The organism is Pseudomonas sp. HS6, assembly GCF_023375815.1.
Taxonomy (GTDB): domain Bacteria; phylum Pseudomonadota; class Gammaproteobacteria; order Pseudomonadales; family Pseudomonadaceae; genus Aquipseudomonas.
On the sequence record NZ_CP067412.1, the window covers coordinates 945,215 to 964,707 of the forward strand.

Below are 19,493 nucleotides of genomic sequence, written 5' to 3' on the forward strand. Positions count from 1 at the left end.
ATCAGGAGACACATCCATGAGCATTACTCGTTACGGCACCGGCAGCACCGCCGCTGGCGGCCAGCCACGTCCATTCGCCCGCGCAGTCGAGGCCGATGGCTGGCTGCACGTTTCCGGTCAGGTGCCGGCGGTGGATGGCGAGATCATTGTGGGCGGCATCGTCGAGCAGACTCATCAGACCATGAAGAACCTGATCGCGATTCTCGAAGAGGCCGGTTATGGCCTGGAAGACGTGGTACGTGCCGGGGTGTGGCTGGACGATCCGCGGGATTTCAGCAGTTTCAACAAGGTTTTTGGTGAGTACTTCAAACCTGAGCATGCACCGGCACGGGCCTGTGTGCAGGCGAGCATGATGGTTGACTGCAAGGTCGAGATCGACTGCATTGCCTACAAGAAGAAGGCTTGAGCCTTGTGGTGTTGCTGAGGCCGTAGCGCCCTCACCCTAGCCCTCTCCCCCAGGAGAGGGGACTGATCTCTATCGATGCAGAGTCCAGCGATTGTCAGCTAGTCATGTATCGATACGGTCAGGCTCTTTTCATTCTTGGGAGGGGACTGATCTTTATCTATGCAGATTTCAGCGTTTGTCAGCTACTCACGCATCGATGGGGTCAGGCTCCCTCTCCCCTTGGGCGGTCCGACGTTTCGGGAGGGCGGGGGGTGAGGGCAGCAATCTCACTGACACAACACCAAGGGCCAGTTACCATCCCGGCATCTTTTATGGGAACAACAGAAATGACCGAAGACACCATCAAGCGCCGGGCACGCGGTCTGGACCGGGCGTTCGATATCCTCGATTTCCTCAAGGAGATCGGCCAGCCATTGCGTCCGAACGACATCGCCAACGGCATCGGCAGCCCGAAATCCACGGTCTACGAACTGGTGGCGTCATTGCTCGAGCGCCGGATTCTGGAGCCGGTGGGCAAGGACGGTCACGTCTATCTCGGTCGTCAGCTGTACTTCCTTGGCCAGGCGCATTTGCGTCACTTCGACCTCAGTCGCGAGGCCGATCATGCGTTGCAGGAGATCGTCAGCCAGACCCGGGAAACCGCGCAAATGTGCCTGCTGAACGGGCGCAAATACACGGTGGCGCTGATGAAGGAGGGTGAGCGGCATTTTCGCATTTCCTCCGATATCGGCGAGAACGCGCCAATCCCTTGGACGGCGTCCGGACGCTTGCTGCTGGCGCACTTGAGTGATCAGGCGATCAGCGACCTGATCGACCCCGACGACTTCATCCTGCCCGGTGGTGAACGCCTGCCGATGGAGACATTTCTCAAGGAAATCCGTCAGGCAGGCATCGACGGTTTCTTCTCCTTCGACAGTGTCGCCGACACCTTTACCCACTGCTTCGCCGCCCCGGTCAAAGACCCTCACGGCGTGGCCATCTGCACCCTGTGCATCGTCGCACCGCGCGCCGATGCCAAGGCCAACTACAACGACTATCGCCGGGTCTTGATCGAGAGCGCCAACAGCCTCGCCCGGCGCATCAACGAATAACCGCGCCCGGCAGAGGGCGCGACTGTGAGGAGTTCGACCATGACGACTGCCAACAACACTACTGCCGTGGAAAAGGGCGATGCTGCCCTTGGCGCGCAACTAGTGCGTGACATCAGCCTGCCGGCGCTGGTGCTGCACCGTGAGGCGCTGGAGCACAACATCCGCTGGATGCAGAAATTCGTCAGCGACAGCGGCGCCGAACTCGCGCCCCACGGCAAGACCAGCATGACCCCGGCGCTGTTTCGTCGTCAGCTCGATGCCGGCGCCTGGGGCATCACCCTGGCCAGCGCCACCCAGACCCGCGCCGCTTACGCCCACGGCGTGCGCCGGGTACTGATGGCCAATCAACTGGTCGGCACGCCGAACATGGCGTTGATCGCCGATCTGCTGGCTGCCGATTCGGGCTTCGATTTCTATTGCATGGTTGATCACCCGGACAACGTCGCCGACCTCGGCGCTTACTTTGCGTCGCGCGGTGTGCGCCTGAACGTGATGATCGAATACGGCGTGGTCGGCGGCCGTTGCGGTTGCCGCAGCGAGCAGGAAGTCATCGAACTGGCCAAGGCCATCGGCGCACAACCGGCGCTGGCCCTGACCGGCATCGAAGGTTACGAAGGCGTGATCCATGGCGATCACGCCGTCACCGGCATCCGTGAATTCGCCGCCTCGCTGGTGCGCCTGGCGGTACAGTTGCAGGACAGCGGCGCGTTCGCCATTGCCAAGCCGATCATCACCGCGTCGGGTTCGGCCTGGTACGACCTGATCGCTGAGTCGTTCGAAGCGCAGAACGCCGGCGGGCGTTTCCTCAGCGTGCTGCGTCCCGGCAGTTACGTGGCTCACGACCATGGCATCTATAAAGAGGCGCAGTGCTGCGTGCTCGACCGTCGCAGCGATCTGCATGAAGGCCTGCGTCCGGCGCTGGAAGTCTGGGCCCATGTGCAGTCGATGCCGGAGCCAGGCTTTGCCGTGATTGCTCTGGGCAAGCGTGACGTGGCGTTCGATGCCGGGATGCCGGTGCCGTTGCTGCGTTACAAGGCCGGCGTGCTGCCAGCAGTAGGCGACGATGTCGGCGCCTGCAAAGTGACGGCGGTGATGGACCAGCACGCGTTCATGACCGTCGCGCCGGGCGTGGAATTGCGCGTCGGCGACATCATTTCCTTCGGCACTTCGCACCCGTGCCTGACCTTCGACAAATGGCGCGTAGGGCTGCTGGTGGACGAGCAGTTGTCGGTGATCGAAACCATGGAAACCTGTTTCTGATGAACACGCTCAGTCCATTGGGTCCGAACACCCCGCGCATCGCCCTGATCGGCGAATGCATGATCGAACTCCAGCAACGTGCCGATGGCAGCCTGCAACAGAGCTTCGGTGGCGACACGCTGAACACGGCGGTCTATCTGTCCCGCGCCATGGGCGACAAGGCGCAGGTGGATTACGTCACCGCGCTGGGCGACGACAGTTTCAGTGACGCCATGTGCCTCAGCTGGGCCGATGAAAACATTGGTCTGGATCTGGTTCAGCGCTTGCCCGGTCGTTTGCCGGGCCTGTATTGCATCCAGACCGATGCCGCCGGCGAACGTCGTTTTCTGTACTGGCGTAACGAAGCGGCCGTGCGCGACTGCTTCACCACGCCAGCGGCCGCGCCGATTCTGGCTGCGTTGCCGGACTACGACGTGCTGTATTTCAGCGGAATCACGTTGGCGGTACTCGGCGCTCAAGGACGGGAAAAGCTGATCCAGACCTTGATCGAAGCGCGTCAGCGAGATGCCCGGATCGTCTTCGACAACAACTATCGGCCACGGCTGTGGGCCTCGGTGGAAGAGGCGCGGGCGGCGTATCGCAGCGTGCTGCCCCATGTCGATCTGGCGTTGCTCACCGTGGACGACGAACAGGCGCTGTTCCATTTCGAAGACTGTGATGCGGTGTTTGAAGCGTATACGCAGATCGGCACGCCGGAAGTGGTGCTCAAGCGCGGCGCCGAAGCCTGTCTGATCCGTTGCGACGGGGAAACGTTTGAAGTGCCGGCGCAAAAGGTCGAGAAGGTGGTGGACACCACGGCGGCGGGGGATTCGTTCAGTGCGGCGTATCTGGCCAGTCGTCTGTCGGGCGCGAGCCCTGCGCAGGCGGCGGAGGCGGGACACCGCTTGGCCAGTCAGGTCATTCAAGTGCCAGGGGCGCTGATTCCGAGATAAGTGGCGGATGGCCGATTGCTGCGCAATCGGTTCGCGGGCAAGTCGAGTCGTCGCACCGTCGCTACCACAGGGATTACTGTTGTGAATACTATCGTGCCACTCAGCAGAATCTTGTGGGAGCGGCGGTGCGACGATTCGACTTGCCCGCGAAGAGGCCCTGAAGCCAGACATTCAGTCGCGATAAAACACCTGCACCAAGTGATAACCGAACTTGCTCTTGATCGGGCCGTGCACCGTGCGCAGCGGCTTCTTGAAGATCACCGCGTCGATCACGCCGACCATCTGTCCTGGCCGCACTTCACCCAGATCGCCACCGCGTTTGCCGGACGGGCAGGTCGAAAACTTCTTGGCCAGCACATCGAACGCTTCACCGTTGGCGATGCGCTGTTTGAGTTTTTCAGCCTCTTCGGCGGTTTTCACCAGAATGTGGCGGGCTTGGGCTTTCATCGTGCAATACCTGTAACGGGGTGACGGCGGGGCGCGGATTATGCCTCAAGTCACGGGTTTTGGCTGATCATCGTGCGGATCTTGCCGGCCAGAAGCTCGATGGAGAACGGCTTGGCCACCATGTCCATGCCGTCCTCGAGGAAGCCCTGACGCTCGGCGGCTTTCTGTGCGTAACCGGTCATGAACAGCACTTTGAGTCCTGGACGATGCTGGCGGGCGATCTCCGCCAGTTGCCGGCCGTTCATGCCCGGTAGGCCGACATCGGTAACCAGCAGGTCAACACGCAGATCGGATTCCAGCAACGGCAGGACACTCTTGGCGTCTTCGGCTTCATGGGCGCGATAGCCCAACTCCTTGAGCAGGTCCATGACCAGCATGCGCACCGCCGGATCGTCCTCGACCACCACCACGGTTTCGCCGGTAGCGGCGGCGGGTGCCTCGGTCGTCGTTTCGATCACCGTCCGCTCCGGCTCCAATACATGCAAACGGGGCAAGTACAGGCGCACGCAGGTGCCCTGACCCGGCAGGCTGTCGAGGCTGACATGTCCGCCGGACTGCTGGGCAAAACCATAAATCATCGACAAGCCGAGCCCGGTGCCCTGACCAATCGGCTTGGTGGTAAAGAACGGATCGAAGGCCTTGGAACGCACCGACGGCGTCATGCCGGTGCCGTTGTCGCTTACTGCGAGCATCAAGTAATCGCCGGCCTTGACCGGTTCGAGAGTGGTGATGTCGTTGCCGTCGAGGTAGACGTTGGCCGTTTCAATCAGTAGTTCGCCGCCGTCGGGCATGGCATCGCGAGCGTTGATCACCAGGTTGAGCAGGGCATTTTCCAATTGGCTGACATCGGTGCTGACGGGCCAGACACTGCCGGCCAGACGTAACTTGAGTTCGATCGGATCACCCTTGGTGCGGCGGATCAGGTCTTCCAGCGAGTGGATCAGTTCATTGACGTCGAGGGTTTTGCGATCCAGCGACTGGCGCCGGGAAAACGCCAGCAAACGGTGGGTCAACGCCGCGGCGCGATTGGCCGAGGACACCGCGGCATCGGTGAACCGGCCGATCTCATCGGCGCGGCCGCTGGCGATGTAGCGCTGCATCAGGTCGAGGCTGCCGATGATCCCGGTCAGCATGTTGTTGAAGTCATGGGCGATGCCGCCGGTGAGCTGGCCGACCGCTTCCATTTTTTGCGCGTGACGCAGGGCGTCTTCGGCGCGTTCGCGTTCGAACATTTCGTTCTGCAGACGCTGGTTGGCCTGGGCCAGTTGCTCGGTGCGCGCACTCACGCGCTCCTCGAGGGTTTCATTGAGGTTGCGCAAGGCCTCTTCGGTCTTTTTGCGTTCGGTCTCGTCGATCACGAAGATGTAGAAACCGTTCACCGCGCCATCCGGGCCGTGGCGCGGCAGGTAGTTCATCAGAGCGTGGCGCTGACTGCCATCGCGGTGTGGCGTGTACAGACTGAACGAGCAAGGGCGGCCGGCCAGCGCTTCGGCGATGTACGGGGCACGCAGAAAGTAGGATTCTTCGCTGATCACTTCGCGGATCGTGCGACCGTACAGCTCCTGCGGCGTCAGCCCGTACCAGTCGAGGTACGCGGCGTTGTTCAGCCGAAAGCGTTCTTCGCGGTCAACGTAGCTGATCAGGATCGGCATCGCGTTGATGATCAGTTGCAACTCGGTCTGGCTTTGGCGCAGGGCCTGTTCGGTGTGCTTGCGCTCGGTCAGATCCAGCGCCGCGCCGAGAAAACGCATCGGCCGTCCGTGGTGATCCTTGTAGCAACGCCCGCGAGCGAATACCCAGCGCACGTCGCCATTGGCCTGCAACAGACGATACTCCTCGGCGTATTCGGTGCCATGGGTGATGCAGTGCTTGATGCTACGGGCGATCATCGCGCGGTCTTCCGGGTGCACGCCGTGCAGGTATTCACTGATCGGCAACTGGCTGGCCAATGCCGGGTCGACGCCATGCAATTGCGCGAAATGGGCATCGGCGATGAAGCGATCTTCACCAATGTCCCAATCCCACGTCCCAACCGCATCGGTGGCTGCCAGTGCCAGTTGCAGGCGTTCTTCGCTTTCGCGTTGGGCCTTGAGGCTGTCTTCGGAACGTTGCTGCAGTTCCAGGGCAATTCGTCGGCGTTCGTTGGTTTCGATGGCGGTGACCAGAATGCCGGCCACTTGCGCGCTTTCGTCACGAATCGGGCTGTAGGTCAGGTCCAGCCAGAAGTCGGACTCCTTGCCGTCTCGTTGCAGGGTAAAGCGTCGTTCGCTGTAGGTTCGCACCTGACCTTGTAGGACGGCGCTGTAAATCGGATCGGTAAAGTCTCGAAGTTCAGGCCATATCAGGTGCGCCGGCTGTCCGAAAGCGTGCGGATGCTTGCTGCCGGCCAGCAGCGCAAAGCCGTTGTTATAGATCTGGGTGAGCTGCGGGCCCCACAACAGCAGCATCGGCATCGGCGAGTGAATCACGATGTCCACCGCTGTCCGCAGGCTCTGGGGCCAATTGTCGGCGCTGCCGAGGGGGCTGCGGCTCCAGTCGGTGCGGGCGATCAGTGCCTGGGCGTCGTTGGTGTTGGGTACAGCGTTCATCACATCAGTCCTGAGCGTCGGTCGGTGAGCGGCGTCTACTATCCTAGTGCGGTAGACGCTGTAAGGCCCGTCGCGTCACGACGCACGGTCTTAAGTTCATTGAAAGCTTCGCAGGTGCTTTTGGCCATGGAAATCGACGCACTGCTCAAACAACTGGCGAGCCGCCACGGTTCGGATCTGTTCCTCTCCACGGGTGCGCCGCCGAGTGCACGGTTCGACGGTGTGCTGACACCGTTGAGCGAGCAGCCGTTCAAGCTCGGCGAAGTGGCGACTGTCGCCGCTTCCCTGATGGACGCCGAGCAGCGCCGGGAGTTCGACCGGGATCTGGAAATGAACCTCGCGATTTCCCGAGCCGGAATCGGTCGTTTCCGGGTCAACATCTTCAAACAGCGCAATGACGTGTCGATCGTGATCCGTAACGTCAAACTCGACATTCCTCGATTCGAAGACCTGAAGCTGCCGCCGGTACTGCTCGAAACGGTGATGCTCAAGCAGGGACTGATCCTGTTCGTCGGCGCCACCGACTCGGGCAAGTCCACCTCGTTGGCGGCGCTGATCGATCATCGCAACCGGCACAGCAGCGGGCACATCATCACCATTGAAGATCCGGTGGAATACATTCATCGACACAAGAAGTCGATCATCAACCAGCGAGAAGTCGGGGTCGATACACGCAGCTTTCACGCTGCACTGAAAAACACCCTGCGTCAGGCACCGGATGTGGTGCTGATCGGCGAGATCCGCGACCGCGAGACCATGGAGCATGCGCTGGCATTTGCCGAAACCGGGCATCTGGTGCTGTCAACCCTGCACGCGATCAACGCCAACCAGGCGCTGGACCGGATCATCAATTTTTTTCCCGAAGAACGGCGGCCACAGCTGTTGCATGCCTTGGGCAACAATCTCAAAGTTATCGTGTCTCAGCGGCTGTTGCGTACCGTTGACGGGCAGCGCAGGGCGGCTGTTGAAGTGATGTTGGGGACGCCGACCATTGCGGATCTGATTCGTGGCAACCAGTTCGGTGATCTCAAGACCATCATCGAAAAGTCATCCGAAGCAGGAATGCAGACATTCGATGGTGCACTGTACAAGTTGGTAACGGAAGGTGTCGTCAATGAAAGCGAAGCGTTGAAATATGCAGACTCCATTAATGATTTAAGAATCAAGTTGAAGCTTTACGTGGAGTCAAAGGGTTCCAGGCATCTGTCGTCAGGTGATTGGGGGCTCGTGGAATAAAAGTTTTCAAGGTGCGAAATTAATTGGGATTTAACAGGGTCCTCGTGTTGCAATTTTAACTAATGTTTTGACGCTTGATGTTTTGTTCTTCGCAAGTAGAGTGCCGGCTCCGTTTGGTTTTTGTTTGCCTGGAACTGGTGTCTAATGGAAGTAAGAAGTACTGCTGGTCAAGTTGCATATCGGGATGCCTGTGTTTATCTAATGGGAAAGACGGCTGATCAAACTGAACGTGAAGCGGTAATTTCTCTGCTCGAAGTTCAGGTTGAGAAGCAACTCAGTGACGAATGGGTCAATCTGAAAAACTCTTTTTTTTTCATGACTGAAGGTTCTTCTATTCATGTGATCTGGAAAACACTGAGTCATTTGTTGAACGAACTGGTCGAGTCTGAGCCGTTTCAAGAAATGCTCACGTTGAAAGGCGTTATTGATCGCAAGCAGGTTTTGGTGACCAGTAGCGGTCAATTCTTCATTCTTCTGGAAAGTGGTTTTTCGGATATTGCAGGTGAACTGAACGTTGATCCGCTGGATGCACCTCGCTTGCAAACGCTGGTTGCCGCAGCGAGTGCAGTCGGTGGAGAAATAAGGCTTACAAATATAGTTAGCCTGGCGCAATGGCTGAGCTTTCATGAGATGAAACTGCCCGAGAATGTCGGCGAAGTTTCAAAGCTTTTGTCTTTCATGAAGTGGGATTGGTCGGAGTCCGACAGGATTGGTCATTACTGGGAATACATTCGCGGTCATGAAGACCCGTCGGTGGTATTGACCGACTCCCAGTGCCAGGAAATTCGGGCATTGAAAAAAACATTGTCTCCGGGCAGTCAAAAACTACTAGGCATGCTCTATAAAAATGTCAAATCGAGTTTGGGCGGCGATATCAGCTGGGAGAATGCTGGCGAGGTTCTGGCGAAAATAGTCGATCATCCGTCTTCGCAGACGCTGGCCAGGAAGTACCTTGACAAGTTGGGTTGGTACGGCTCGATAAATGGCGAAGCCGTTGAGAAATCGGATCTCTCGAAACTTCTTATCACCGCGATTATTCTGGATGTTTTTCCGGCTCATGCCAGCACAGAGCTGCGCAATCATCTCGAAAATTTCGATCTCTATGAACCTTGGGATACCGTGGATCAACCCATCAATATCGTAAGGAACAGGCTTGAGCAGTACTTACTGAGTAATCGAAAGATCTCCGGGGAGTTGGTGCCGCTGGCTTCGCATTTGCTTTTGGCCGATCTGGCTCCGGCCTTCCTGGTGAAATCGATTCCCCATGACCTAACCGTAGGGTCGTTGGGTTGGGTTGCCCTTTCCCAGGCGGTGGCCTTTCTGGAAATGAGGTTCAAAGGTGCATCGCGTTTCATGACGTATGACCAGGTCATGGCGTTTGCGGATGCACAAGCACTGAGTTCATCAATGGGATTATTGCAGGGGCTCGCTGCGTTCGATGCGATTGTCGATTGGGGGCTGGTTAACGAAGTCATCACTCACGACGAACTTGAGGCATCTGCCAAAACCGCTTCCACGAGTGCAATATCTGCCTATGAGCGTTATGTGAAGTCCATGGCTCAAGGTTCCAGCGTGTGGGCGGAACCGCCACCCAGTCGAAAGAGAATCGCACGGGAGGAACTTGAAAAAGCCGCACCCGGCTGTGATTTTCTAGAGAAAAGGTTGCTGAGACATTTCTCGGACAAATTCAACAGTGGACTACCGATGTCGATGCTGGATCTGCACATCGAAGGCGAACTGCAAAAGCAGGGCTGGGACTGGAGCAAAGACAAAAGCCTCTTTGCGGTGTACCCGGGACTTGTGTGCATTCCGCCCAATCAGTCCTTGTTCGAAGAGGCGACTCGTAAACATCATCAAAAACTGCATGAAGCCTTGTCATCCAATATCAAACTGGCAATGGCCCGGATGCCGGCCCACGATCGTGAAATCTACGAGAAAAACCGGATTTCCTTTTTCACCGTCCGTCCGGAAATCGGCAAGCTGGTCTATCCCTCACATCACAGTACGGGTTTTACCGGCGTCAACAACCAGCCTCCGGTAATGAAGGAAACGCAGGCACAAAGAGACGAAGCGACGGGTCGGTTCGGCGTGATCATGTACGTCTCTCATGGGGACGAACAGTATCTCTGTCATGAGATGCACACACTGCAAGGAAAACTCATCAGGAACGATGAATTGGGCGCTTTCCTTCACAAGGCTAATTTACCGGCAAGGCTCGATTTTACCGGACGCCTTGAGGAACTGTTACCTGCCGTCCGGGCCATCAAAACCCTGCCGGTTGATCTGGAAAGTTATACCCATGGCATTGCTCCCAGGGAAAACAGGACCAGTCGTGCCGTTATCGAAAAACTCGGGAGCGTGGCTGCGGCGACGGGTGAGTTCGAGGAACGACGCGGCACCTATCAACACTTTATCAGCCCGCGGCTGGAGGACATCGCACAGTTCATCACGGCCCATCGTCCATTGGCGACGATCAAGGAGTACACCAGCGCAATCACCGAACTGACTGAGCGAGAGCAGGTGCGAAAGACCACCGAAGAGGTAATGACTTACATCATCGATTTGGTCGTACCTTTCAAAAAGTGCATAGAGGACATTGCTTCAGGTGACAAGAATCGACTGGCAGACGGCATTTATGGCTGCAGCATGGATGCCATCGCAATTGTCTTCTCCGTACTGGGGGCTACCTCCAAGATCCTGTCCATAGCCTCCAGGACGGTGTCGCTGGCATCGAAACTTGCGAGTACTGGAAAGTTCGGATTGAAGTTGGTGGTGTCGACGTTCAACCCGATCGATGGATTGCCCACGGCAGGGTACAAGTTGTCGAAGAGTCTTTACAAAAGTGGGGCGCGCCTGAGTCAGGAGGGGGTTCGACTTGTTGAGTTGGCGACGTTCCAATTGCGCAGGCTTACCGGCAAGGCATCCTCCGTCGACCTTCTCAAACTGGACAATGTGCCGCAGATTGGCATGGGTACATGGCGACCTCGCGGGAGTTCCGCCGACTTCCTGGATGTGTGTGCAATCACCACGGGGGATCGCTGGTACGGCATCAATCAGTTCGGCAGGCCGTGGGGCAAACGACTCGATTTTGAATGGAAGAGTCCATTCACTATGCCGAATGTTCGACGGGAGCTTCCGGCGAGCTACGTCAATCATGTCCTGGAGCAAGGCATGCAGACTGCTGCGCGCAAGATCGATAATGCCATCGCGGCGTTGACGGCTCCGTCATTCAAGCTCAGGACGGATCCTGTGATTGGCTTGTTCTTTGGTACGACACCACAAGCCAGGGACAACCTGCTCGCGTTTTTGAAGGTGGTCAGGACCGATTTTGCGGGCTGGTCTCCCAGTAATCTCTTGTTGGAACCCTTGAAAGATCACTCAACGACATTGCGCGTCGAACCCTTGGCCTTCGGCAAGTGGAAGAGTGCGGCAGCAGGCCACAAGGCGAATCACCGGTTTCTGGCTGTCAATCCGAAAAACATCGATCTACGCCTGAATGGTTCGATTCCCGGTTACGGGAACATTGCTGATGATTTGCTTCATGAGATGTTTCGTGCCACAGCGGCCCGCAGGGTCGCTGCCATCGCGACTGCTGCGGCAGACATTGATAAAGGCTTGAACGTTGCCCCGTTACTGAACCTTGGAGCAGCGCGGCTTGCAGAGTCGGCTCATGAAGAAGGGGGCGCCAGGCCTATTGAAAATGCCGATTCCTGTGCAATCGCAACGGCTCTCCTGAGCCAGGTGGTGACGGATTACCCGTCATTTTCGAAAAACGTCAGCATCGTGCAAAACGCTGTCGATAACCATGCAGGCAAGACCATCGATTCCGAAGTCTGGCTGAACTTGAACACCCGATAATGCGTGCCGGTAACGCGGCGGTAGTCGCGTTACCGGCACGGAGTCAATCCTTGAGCTCTTGCCGACCCTTGAACTGCTCCAGGGCTTCGGGGTTGGCCAGCGCATCCGTGTTCTTCACCGGCTCGCCGTGCACTACATTGCGCACGGCCAACTCAACCACTTTGCCGCTGATGGTGCGTGGAATGTCGGTGACCGTGACAATCTTCGCCGGTACATGGCGCGGTGTGGTGTTGGCGCGGATCACTTGGCGGATCTGCTGTTGCAGCGCCTCATTCAGCGCAACACCCTCTTTGAGGCGTACGAACAGCACCACGCGCACATCGTCCTGCCACCGCTGGCCGATGGCGACGCTGTCCAGTACCTCCGGGATTTTTTCCACCTGACGGTAAATTTCCGCCGTGCCGATGCGCACGCCGCCGGGGTTGAGCACGGCGTCGGAGCGGCCGTGGATCAGTATCCCGCCGTGGGGCAGTTGTTCGGCGTAGTCACCCTGGGCCCAGACGCCGGGGAACTGGCTGAAATAGGATTTACGCAGCTTCTCACCGTCGAAGTCATTCCAAAGTCCGATCGGCATGGCCGGAAATGGCCGGGTACACACCAGCTCGCCTTTTTCGCCGATCACCGGTTGCCCGGCGTCGTTCCACACCTCGACCGCCATGGCGAGGCTCTTGCCCATGATCTCGCCCCGGCGAACCGCTGACATCGGGTTGCCGTTGACGAAGCAGGACACGATGTCCGTGCCGCCGGACATCGAGGACAGGCAAACGTCGGGTTTGAAGTCGCGATAGACAAAGTCATAACTCTGCGGCGACAGCGCAGAACCGGTGCAGAGCAAGGTTTTCAGGTGACTCAGATCATGGCTTTCTCGCGGCTTGATACCGCTGCTCTCCAGGGTTGCGAGGAATTTTGGGCTGGTGCCGAACACGCTGACTTGCTCGTCGTCGAGCAACTCCAGCAATCGCTGGTTATCCGGATAAAACGGTGAACCGTCATACAGCACCACCGCGCTGCCGACCGCCAGCGCGGACACCAGCCAGTTCCACATCATCCAGCCACAAGTGGTGTAGTAGAACAAACGATCGCCTGGCCCCAGGTCTACATGCAGCCCGTGCTCCTTGGCGTGCTGCAACAGAACGCCGCCCGTGCTGTGAACGATGCACTTCGGCACGCCGGTGGTGCCGCTGGAATACAGCACGTAAAGCGGATGGGCGAAGGGCACCGGGACAAACTGCGGCTCATCGCCCGGTTCGTAGAAGTCGTCCCACAACGTGACGTTGGCGGGCGTCCGGTAATCCGTGGCATGGGTGTGAGGGCGTGCGTACGGCACGATGATCAGCTGCTGCAAGGTCGGCAGCTGTTCGAGGATTTCGTTGATCTTGACGGTCTGGTCGATCTCTTTGCCGGCGTAACGGTAACCGGCGCAGGTGATCAGCACTTTCGGCTCGATCTGGCCGAAGCGATCAATCACACCGTTGGTGCCGAAGTCCGGCGAGGAACATGACCAGATTGCGCCGAGGCTGGTGGTCGCCAGCATCGCCACCAGGGTTTGCCAGGTGTTGGGCATGCACGCCGCAACCCGGTCGCCGAGCACAACACCGGCGGCTTGCAGGCTGGCCTGGAACCCGGCGACTTGCTGGGCCAGCTCGGCCCAGGTCAACAGTTCACGCTGACCATTTTCCGCGATTGCGATCACAGCGACGGCATCGTCCCGTCGACTCAACAGATGTTCGGCGAAGTTCAAAGTAGCGCCGGGAAACCACTCGGCACCGGGCATATTCATGCCTTCGCGCAGGACCGCGTCGGGCTGGGTGTGAAAACTGATACCGAAGAAATCCACGATCGCTTGCCAGAACGCTTCACGCTGGTCGATGGACCATTGGTGCAGGGCAGGGTAGTCGTCGAGGTTCAGGTGATGGCGCTGATTGATGAAGCGCCGAAAGCCGTCCATGCGGGACCGGGCAATGCGTTTGGCATCGGGCTGCCAGAGGATGTCGGACATGGTTTGCCTCTTATTGTTTGTCAGAAAGCTCCCACTGCTGCGTGGGAGCGATCAGTTGAACGTTACTGCGCGAGCCACCCGCCATCGATATTCCACGCGGCACCGCGCACCTGGCTGCCGGCCTCGCTGCACAAAAACAGCACCAGTTCGCCCAGATGCGCGGGGGTGACAAACTCCAGCGACGGCTGTTTCTCTGCCAGCAGATCGTGTTGCGCCTTTTGCGGGTCGACACCCTTGGCTGCGCGATCATCGATCTGCTTCTGCACCAGCGGCGTCAGTACCCAGCCCGGACAAATGGCGTTGCAGGTGACATTGCTGGCGGCGGTTTCCAGGCCGACCACCTTGGTCAGGCCGATCACGCCATGTTTGGCCGCTACATACGCCGCCTTGCCGGTGGACCCGACCAGACCATGCACCGAGGCTATGTTGACGATCCGGCCCCAGCCCTTGGCGCGCATGCCCGGCAGGCTTAAGCGCGTACTGTGAAACACCGACGACAGGTTGATCGCGATGATCGAATCCCAGCGCTCCACCGGAAACTCTTCCACCGCCGCAACGTGCTGGATGCCGGCGTTGTTCACCAGAATGTCGACGCCGCCGAACTCGCGCTCGGCGTAGGCGATCATGTCGGCGATCTGCGCCGGGTCGCTGACATCCGCCGGGTGATGGCCGACCTTGCCGCCGAACTGTTCGACTTCGGCGATCACCTTCGAAGCATCGCAAAAACCATTGAGAATAAGGTTGGCGCCGGCCTTGGCCAGCGTCAGGGCGATGCCCAGCCCGATGCCGCTGGTGGAGCCGGTGACCAGTGCGGTCTTGCCAGAAAGAGTCGTCATGAATACCTCACACAATGCCAGTGGCGTAGAAAGTGCCGATCACCACGAAAACCGCCAGGGTCTTGATCAGCGTAATACAGAAAATGTCTTTGTAGGCCTCGCGATGGGTCAGGCCGGTGACCGCCAGCAACGTGATCACCGCGCCGTTGTGCGGCAAGGTGTCCATGCCGCCGCTGGCCATCGCGGCCACTCGGTGCAGCACTTCCAGCGGAATATTGGCGGCGTGGGCGGCGCTGATGAACTGCTCGGACATCGCCGCCAGGGCGATGCTCATGCCGCCCGAGGCGGAACCGGTGATACCGGCCAGCAGGGTTACGGTGATCGCTTCGTTGACCAGCGGATTGGGGATGCTCTTGAGCCAGTCGGCCAGCACCAGGAAACCCGGCAATGAGGCGATGACCGCGCCGAAACCGTATTCCGACGCAGTGTTCATCGCTGCCAGCAACGCGCCGCTGACTGCGCTTTTGCTGCCTTCGGCAAGCTTGCTGCGGATCGCCTGAAAACCGAATGCCAACACCATCAGGATGCCGATCAGCAGCGCCGCTTGTACCGCCCAGATCGCGGTCAATTTGGCGATTTCGGTGGTGACAGGCGCAGCCATGCCCGGCAACGCGAGGCTGTGGGTCTTGCCGTACCACTGCGGAATCCACTGGGTGAACAGCAGGTTCATGATGCCCACCGCCAGCAGCGGCGACAGTGCCAGCCACGGATTCGGCAGTTTCAGATCTTCGGCCGTTTCCGGTTCATTGCGCAGTTCGGTGCCGTAGCCTTCGCCGGCGCGCTGAGCCTTGTTGCGCTGGCGCTGAAGAAACAGCATGCCGGCGCAAAACACGAAAATCGTGCCGATCAGGCCCAACCAGGGCGCCGCCCAGGCGGTGGTGTTGAAGAAGGTGCTGGGAATGATGTTCTGGATCTGCGGCGTGCCGGGCAGGGCGTCCATGGTGAAGGAGAACGCGCCGAGGGCGATGGTCGCCGGGATCAGGCGCTTGGGAATGTTGCTCTGGCGGAACATTTCCGCTGCGAACGGATAGACCGCAAACACCACCACGAACAGCGAAACGCCGCCGTAGGTGAGCAGGGCGCAGACCAGCACGATCACCAGCATCGCCTGTCGGGTGCCGAGCAAGCGAATCGCTGCGGCAACAATCGAACGCGAGAAGCCCGACAGCTCGATCAGCTTGCCGAACACGGCACCGAGCAGGAACACCGGGAAATACAGTTTGATGAAACCGACCATTTTCTCCATGAACACCCCGGTAAAGGCAGGGGCGACGGCGGACGGGTCGGTGAGCAGGACGGCACCGAGGGCGGCGATCGGGGCAAAAAGGATAACGCTGTAGCCACGGTAGGCCGCGAGCATCAGCAGCGCGAGGGCTGCCAAGGCGATGATCACACTCATGGTGTGCTCCTTCGATTGTTATTTTTGTGGGTGGAACGGGTGTGGGAAGGGGCTATAGCGAGATCTGTGCCAGATGGCTAAGTTGCTGAAATATATAGAATTAATTGTTGTTCAAGGCGTGAGCTGAAGAGGTTTGTCTCACTTTTGAGACTTCCTGTGGCTGAACCGGCGCCTTCGCGGGCGAGCCCGCTCCCACAGTTGAACGCATTCCCTTGTGAGAGCGGGCTTGTCCGTTATGCTTTTGATGTTGTCCGAGCTTAGAGAATTTTGTCTCTCTATTGAGACTCCGCAATTCCCAGCGCAATCATTTTCTTGTAAAGCGTCGACCGCCCCAGTCCCAGCCGTTCAGCCGCCTCAATCACCTTGCCCCCGCATTGCGTGAGGGTGGATTGAATCAATTGCCGGTCAAAACGCTCGCGAGCCTGACTGAAGGTATCGTTGCCCGTTGGCTCTGGCACTGGCGTCGATGCTCGTTCAACAGGGGCAAACGTACCGATCGCCGCCCGAATGTCGTTCGCTGTAAGCATCAGGTCATCACTGAGCAACGCCGCTCGTTCCAGCACATTGCGCAACTCGCGGATGTTCCCCGGCCAAGCGTGCTGCCCCAGCAGCTCCAGCGCTTCGCGATTCAACTCATGCTGACTGCGCAACTCCTCAAGAATCGCTTCACTGAGGGCCGGCAGATCGTCCAGCCGTTCACGTAGCGGCGGCACCTGAATCGGCAGTACGTTGAGGCGGTAGTACAAGTCGGCGCGGAACTCGCCGCGCTTGATCGCCGCCTCCAGATCCGTCGAAGTCGCGGCAATCACCCGCACATCGCTCTGGATCACGTCGTTGGAGCCTACAGGTTCGAATTCCTTTTCCTGCAGCACCCGCAGCAATTTGCTTTGCAATGGCAACGGCATGTCACCGATCTCATCGAGAAACAGCGTCCCGCCTTGAGCGATCTGCAATTTGCCAGTGCGGCCCTTGCGGTCGGCACCGGTGAAGGCGCCGGGCGCGGTGCCAAAGAACTCGGCTTCGAGCAACGCTTCCGGAATCGCCGCGCTGTTGATACTGACGAACGCCTTGTGCGCCCGAGGCGAAGCGCCGTGGATCGCCTGGGCCAGCAACTCCTTGCCGCTGCCGGTCTCCCCCAAAAGCAAAACCGGTGACTCTGCACTCGCGCTGCGACGGGCCCGGCGCTTGACCTCCAGGCTTGCAGCGCTGGTGCCGATGAAGTGGGCGAAGTTGTATTTGGTCTGCCTGGCGCGCAGCAGCGATCGGGTCGAAGCCAGTTCTTCCTGCATGCTCAGGTAGCGCTTGAGCATCGGCGACAGGCTGCGCAACTCGTCGAACAGGGCGAAGCCGATGGCGCCGATCACCGATCCGGCGTCGTCATGGATCGGCAGGCGCATCACCACCAGCGGTTCTTTCGGCGTGTCCTGCATGTCCAGCAGAATCGGTCGCCCGGTGCGCACCACTTCGCGCAGCAGGCTGCCCGGGATCACGCTTTCGCAGGGTTTGCCGATGGCTCCAGCCGCAGAGTCGAGACCAAAACGCCGCGCGTAGCGCTCGTTCATCCAGACGATGTTCGCGTCCCGGTCGACAATCACCGTGCCTTCACTGGACTGCTCGATGATCTCGAACAACGAACGGATCGCCAGGGTACGAACCCGTTGGTAATCCTTGAGGCTTTCGGTGGTGTTCATCTGACTGATCCTGAATATATGTCGCCAGGCCTGGCTTTATCGCTGGCAAGCCAGCTCCCACAAGGCTTTTGGTCGTTCACAAATGCTGCGTACACCCGAGAAACCTGTGGGAGCTGGCTTGCCAGCGATAGCCGTGACGCGGTTCACAGTCGGGCGCCGATTATGCCTATCCCGGATGCGCCGCGGCCAACAGCTCTTTGGTATAGGGGTGCTGCGGCGAATCGAACACTTCGTGACTGGCACCGCGTTCGACCACTTTGCCGTCCTTGATCACGATCATGTCGTGGGCCAGTGCCCGCACTACCGCCAGGTCGTGGCTGATGAACAGATACGTCAGGCCATGTTTTTCCTGAAGCTGGCGGAGCAGGGCGACGACCTGTTTCTGCACGGTGCGATCCAGCGCCGAAGTCGGCTCATCAAGCAGTATCAGCGCCGGTTTGAGCACCAGTGCCCGGGCGATGGCAATGCGCTGACGCTGCCCGCCGGAGAACTCATGGGGATAGCGATGACGGCTTTCGGGGTCGAGCCCGACTTCCTTCAGCACGCGGATCACCTGGTCGTCGCACTCGTCGGCGGTGGATTGGCAATGCACCTCCAGCCCTTCGCTGATGATCTGCGCCACCGACATGCGCGGGCTGAGGCTGCCGAACGGGTCCTGGAACACCACCTGCATCTGCCGCCGCCACGGGCGCATTTGCTTCTGAGTGAGGCTGTCGAGGGACTGACCCTGAAAGCGGATACTGCCTTCGGAATCGAGCAGACGCAGGATCGCCTGACCTAGCGTCGATTTGCCCGAACCGGACTCTCCGACAATTCCCAGCGTCTTGCCGCGCTGTATGTTCAGGCTGATACCGTCCACCGCGCGCAGGTATTGCTTGCGCTGGAACAGTCCGCCACCGACCGCGAAATCCACCCGCAGGTCATCGACTTCAAGCACGTTCTCCCGCTCGTCCCGGGCAAGCGCTTCGCCCTCGGGTTCGGCATTGAGCAACACGCAGCTATAAGGATGTTTTGGTTCTGTGAACAAGGTCTCGCACGGTGCCTGCTCGACGATTTCCCCGGCCTTCATCACGCACACCCGTTGGGCGATGCTGCGCACCAGATTCAGATCGTGGCTGATCAGCAGCAGCGACATGCCAAGGCGTTGCTGCAGGGATTTGAGCAGCACCAGGATCTTGCGCTGCACCGTGACGTCGAGGGCCGTGGTTGGCTCGTCGGCGATCAACAGTTCCGGTTCGCAGGCCAGGGCCATGGCGATCATGACTCGCTGGCGCTGGCCGCCGGACAGTTGATGGGGGTAAGCCTTCAACCGTTCTTTCGGCTTCTGGATACCCACCAGTTCGAGCAGTTCGAGAATGCGTTTCTGCGCCTCTTTGCCGCCCAGGCCACGGTGGAGCAGTAGGGTCTCACCAATCTGCTTTTCAATGGTGTGCAGCGGATTGAGCGAGGTCATCGGCTCCTGGAAGATCATGGCGATGCGGTTGCCCCGCAGTTCACGCAAGGTCTTGGGATCGGCGCCGACCAGTTCCTGGCCGCGATATCGAATACTGCCGGTGGTTGTGGCTTCGCTGTCGGGGAGCAGTTGCAGGATCGAGTGGGCCGTCACCGATTTGCCCGAGCCCGACTCGCCGACCAGCGCCAGGCACTCGCCGGGGCGAATGTCCAGGCACAGGTTGCGCACCACGGCCTGGCCATGGAAGGCGACGCTGAGGCTACGGATTTCGATCAGGTTGTCAGTCATTTCAAGGGT

Annotated in this window: 13 protein-coding genes; 6 read left to right on the forward strand and 7 right to left on the reverse strand. The window is 59.1% G+C overall.

What is annotated here, in order from left to right; all coding sequences use genetic code 11:
• Positions 1 to 16 precede the first annotated feature (16 nt).
• From JJN09_RS04350 to JJN09_RS04365, 4 genes are all read left to right on the forward strand, one after another.
• A complete protein-coding gene (locus JJN09_RS04350; RefSeq protein WP_007912330.1) occupies positions 17 to 406 on the forward strand; it encodes a RidA family protein in 390 nt (129 codons plus the stop codon).
• Between the two features lie 326 nt (positions 407 to 732).
• A complete protein-coding gene (locus JJN09_RS04355) occupies positions 733 to 1,497 on the forward strand; it encodes an IclR family transcriptional regulator (RefSeq protein WP_249485902.1) in 765 nt (254 codons plus the stop codon).
• Between the two features lie 39 nt (positions 1,498 to 1,536).
• On the forward strand, positions 1,537 to 2,757 hold the full coding sequence (locus JJN09_RS04360; protein WP_249485903.1) for an amino acid deaminase: 1,221 nt from the start codon (positions 1,537 to 1,539) through the stop codon (positions 2,755 to 2,757).
• Positions 2,757 to 3,689 carry a sugar kinase gene (locus JJN09_RS04365; RefSeq protein WP_249485904.1) on the forward strand — a complete coding sequence of 311 codons (933 nt, stop codon included), beginning with the start codon at positions 2,757 to 2,759 and terminating at the stop codon, positions 3,687 to 3,689. The genes JJN09_RS04360 and JJN09_RS04365 overlap by 1 nt, the downstream gene beginning before the upstream one ends.
• A 171-nt stretch (positions 3,690 to 3,860) precedes the next feature.
• On the opposite strand, the gene JJN09_RS04370 is transcribed toward JJN09_RS04365, so the two are convergent.
• Together JJN09_RS04370 and JJN09_RS04375 are read right to left on the reverse strand one after the other, a co-directional pair.
• Complete coding sequence (locus JJN09_RS04370) at positions 3,861 to 4,136, reverse strand: peptidylprolyl isomerase (RefSeq protein WP_192561230.1); 276 nt, start codon at positions 4,134 to 4,136, stop codon at positions 3,861 to 3,863.
• 50 nt (positions 4,137 to 4,186) lie between these two features.
• The gene (locus tag JJN09_RS04375) at positions 4,187 to 6,724 is read right to left on the reverse strand and encodes a PAS domain S-box protein (RefSeq protein WP_249485905.1); all 2,538 of its coding nucleotides are present in this window, start codon (positions 6,722 to 6,724) and stop codon (positions 4,187 to 4,189) included.
• Between the two features lie 126 nt (positions 6,725 to 6,850).
• Here JJN09_RS04375 and JJN09_RS04380 point away from each other — a divergent pair, with 126 nt between their 5' ends.
• Positions 6,851 to 7,960, forward strand: a complete 1,110-nt coding sequence (locus JJN09_RS04380) for a PilT/PilU family type 4a pilus ATPase (protein ID WP_249485906.1) — start codon at positions 6,851 to 6,853, stop codon at positions 7,958 to 7,960.
• Positions 7,961 to 8,104: 144 nt separating this feature from the next.
• On the forward strand, positions 8,105 to 11,818 hold the full coding sequence (locus tag JJN09_RS04385) for a hypothetical protein (protein ID WP_249485907.1): 3,714 nt from the start codon (positions 8,105 to 8,107) through the stop codon (positions 11,816 to 11,818).
• Positions 11,819 to 11,861: 43 nt separating this feature from the next.
• Here the strand turns inward: JJN09_RS04385 and JJN09_RS04390 are convergent, their stop codons facing one another.
• The 5 genes from JJN09_RS04390 to JJN09_RS04410 form a co-directional block, all read right to left on the reverse strand.
• Positions 11,862 to 13,817: an acetoacetate--CoA ligase gene (locus tag JJN09_RS04390; protein ID WP_249485908.1), complete on the reverse strand. Its 1,956-nt coding sequence runs from the start codon at positions 13,815 to 13,817 to the stop codon at positions 11,862 to 11,864.
• Between the two features lie 62 nt (positions 13,818 to 13,879).
• A complete protein-coding gene (gene hbdH, locus JJN09_RS04395; RefSeq protein WP_249485909.1) occupies positions 13,880 to 14,653 on the reverse strand; it encodes a 3-hydroxybutyrate dehydrogenase in 774 nt (257 codons plus the stop codon).
• A 7-nt stretch (positions 14,654 to 14,660) separates the two neighbouring features.
• Entirely contained in the window at positions 14,661 to 16,052 is a 1,392-nt protein-coding gene (locus JJN09_RS04400) for a GntP family permease (RefSeq protein ID WP_249485910.1), read from the reverse strand.
• 275 nt (positions 16,053 to 16,327) lie between these two features.
• Positions 16,328 to 17,743: a sigma-54-dependent Fis family transcriptional regulator gene (locus JJN09_RS04405; RefSeq protein WP_249485911.1), complete on the reverse strand. Its 1,416-nt coding sequence runs from the start codon at positions 17,741 to 17,743 to the stop codon at positions 16,328 to 16,330.
• Positions 17,744 to 17,909: 166 nt separating this feature from the next.
• Entirely contained in the window at positions 17,910 to 19,484 is a 1,575-nt protein-coding gene (locus tag JJN09_RS04410; protein WP_249485912.1) for an ABC transporter ATP-binding protein, read from the reverse strand.
• Between the last annotated feature and the right edge of the window lie 9 nt (positions 19,485 to 19,493).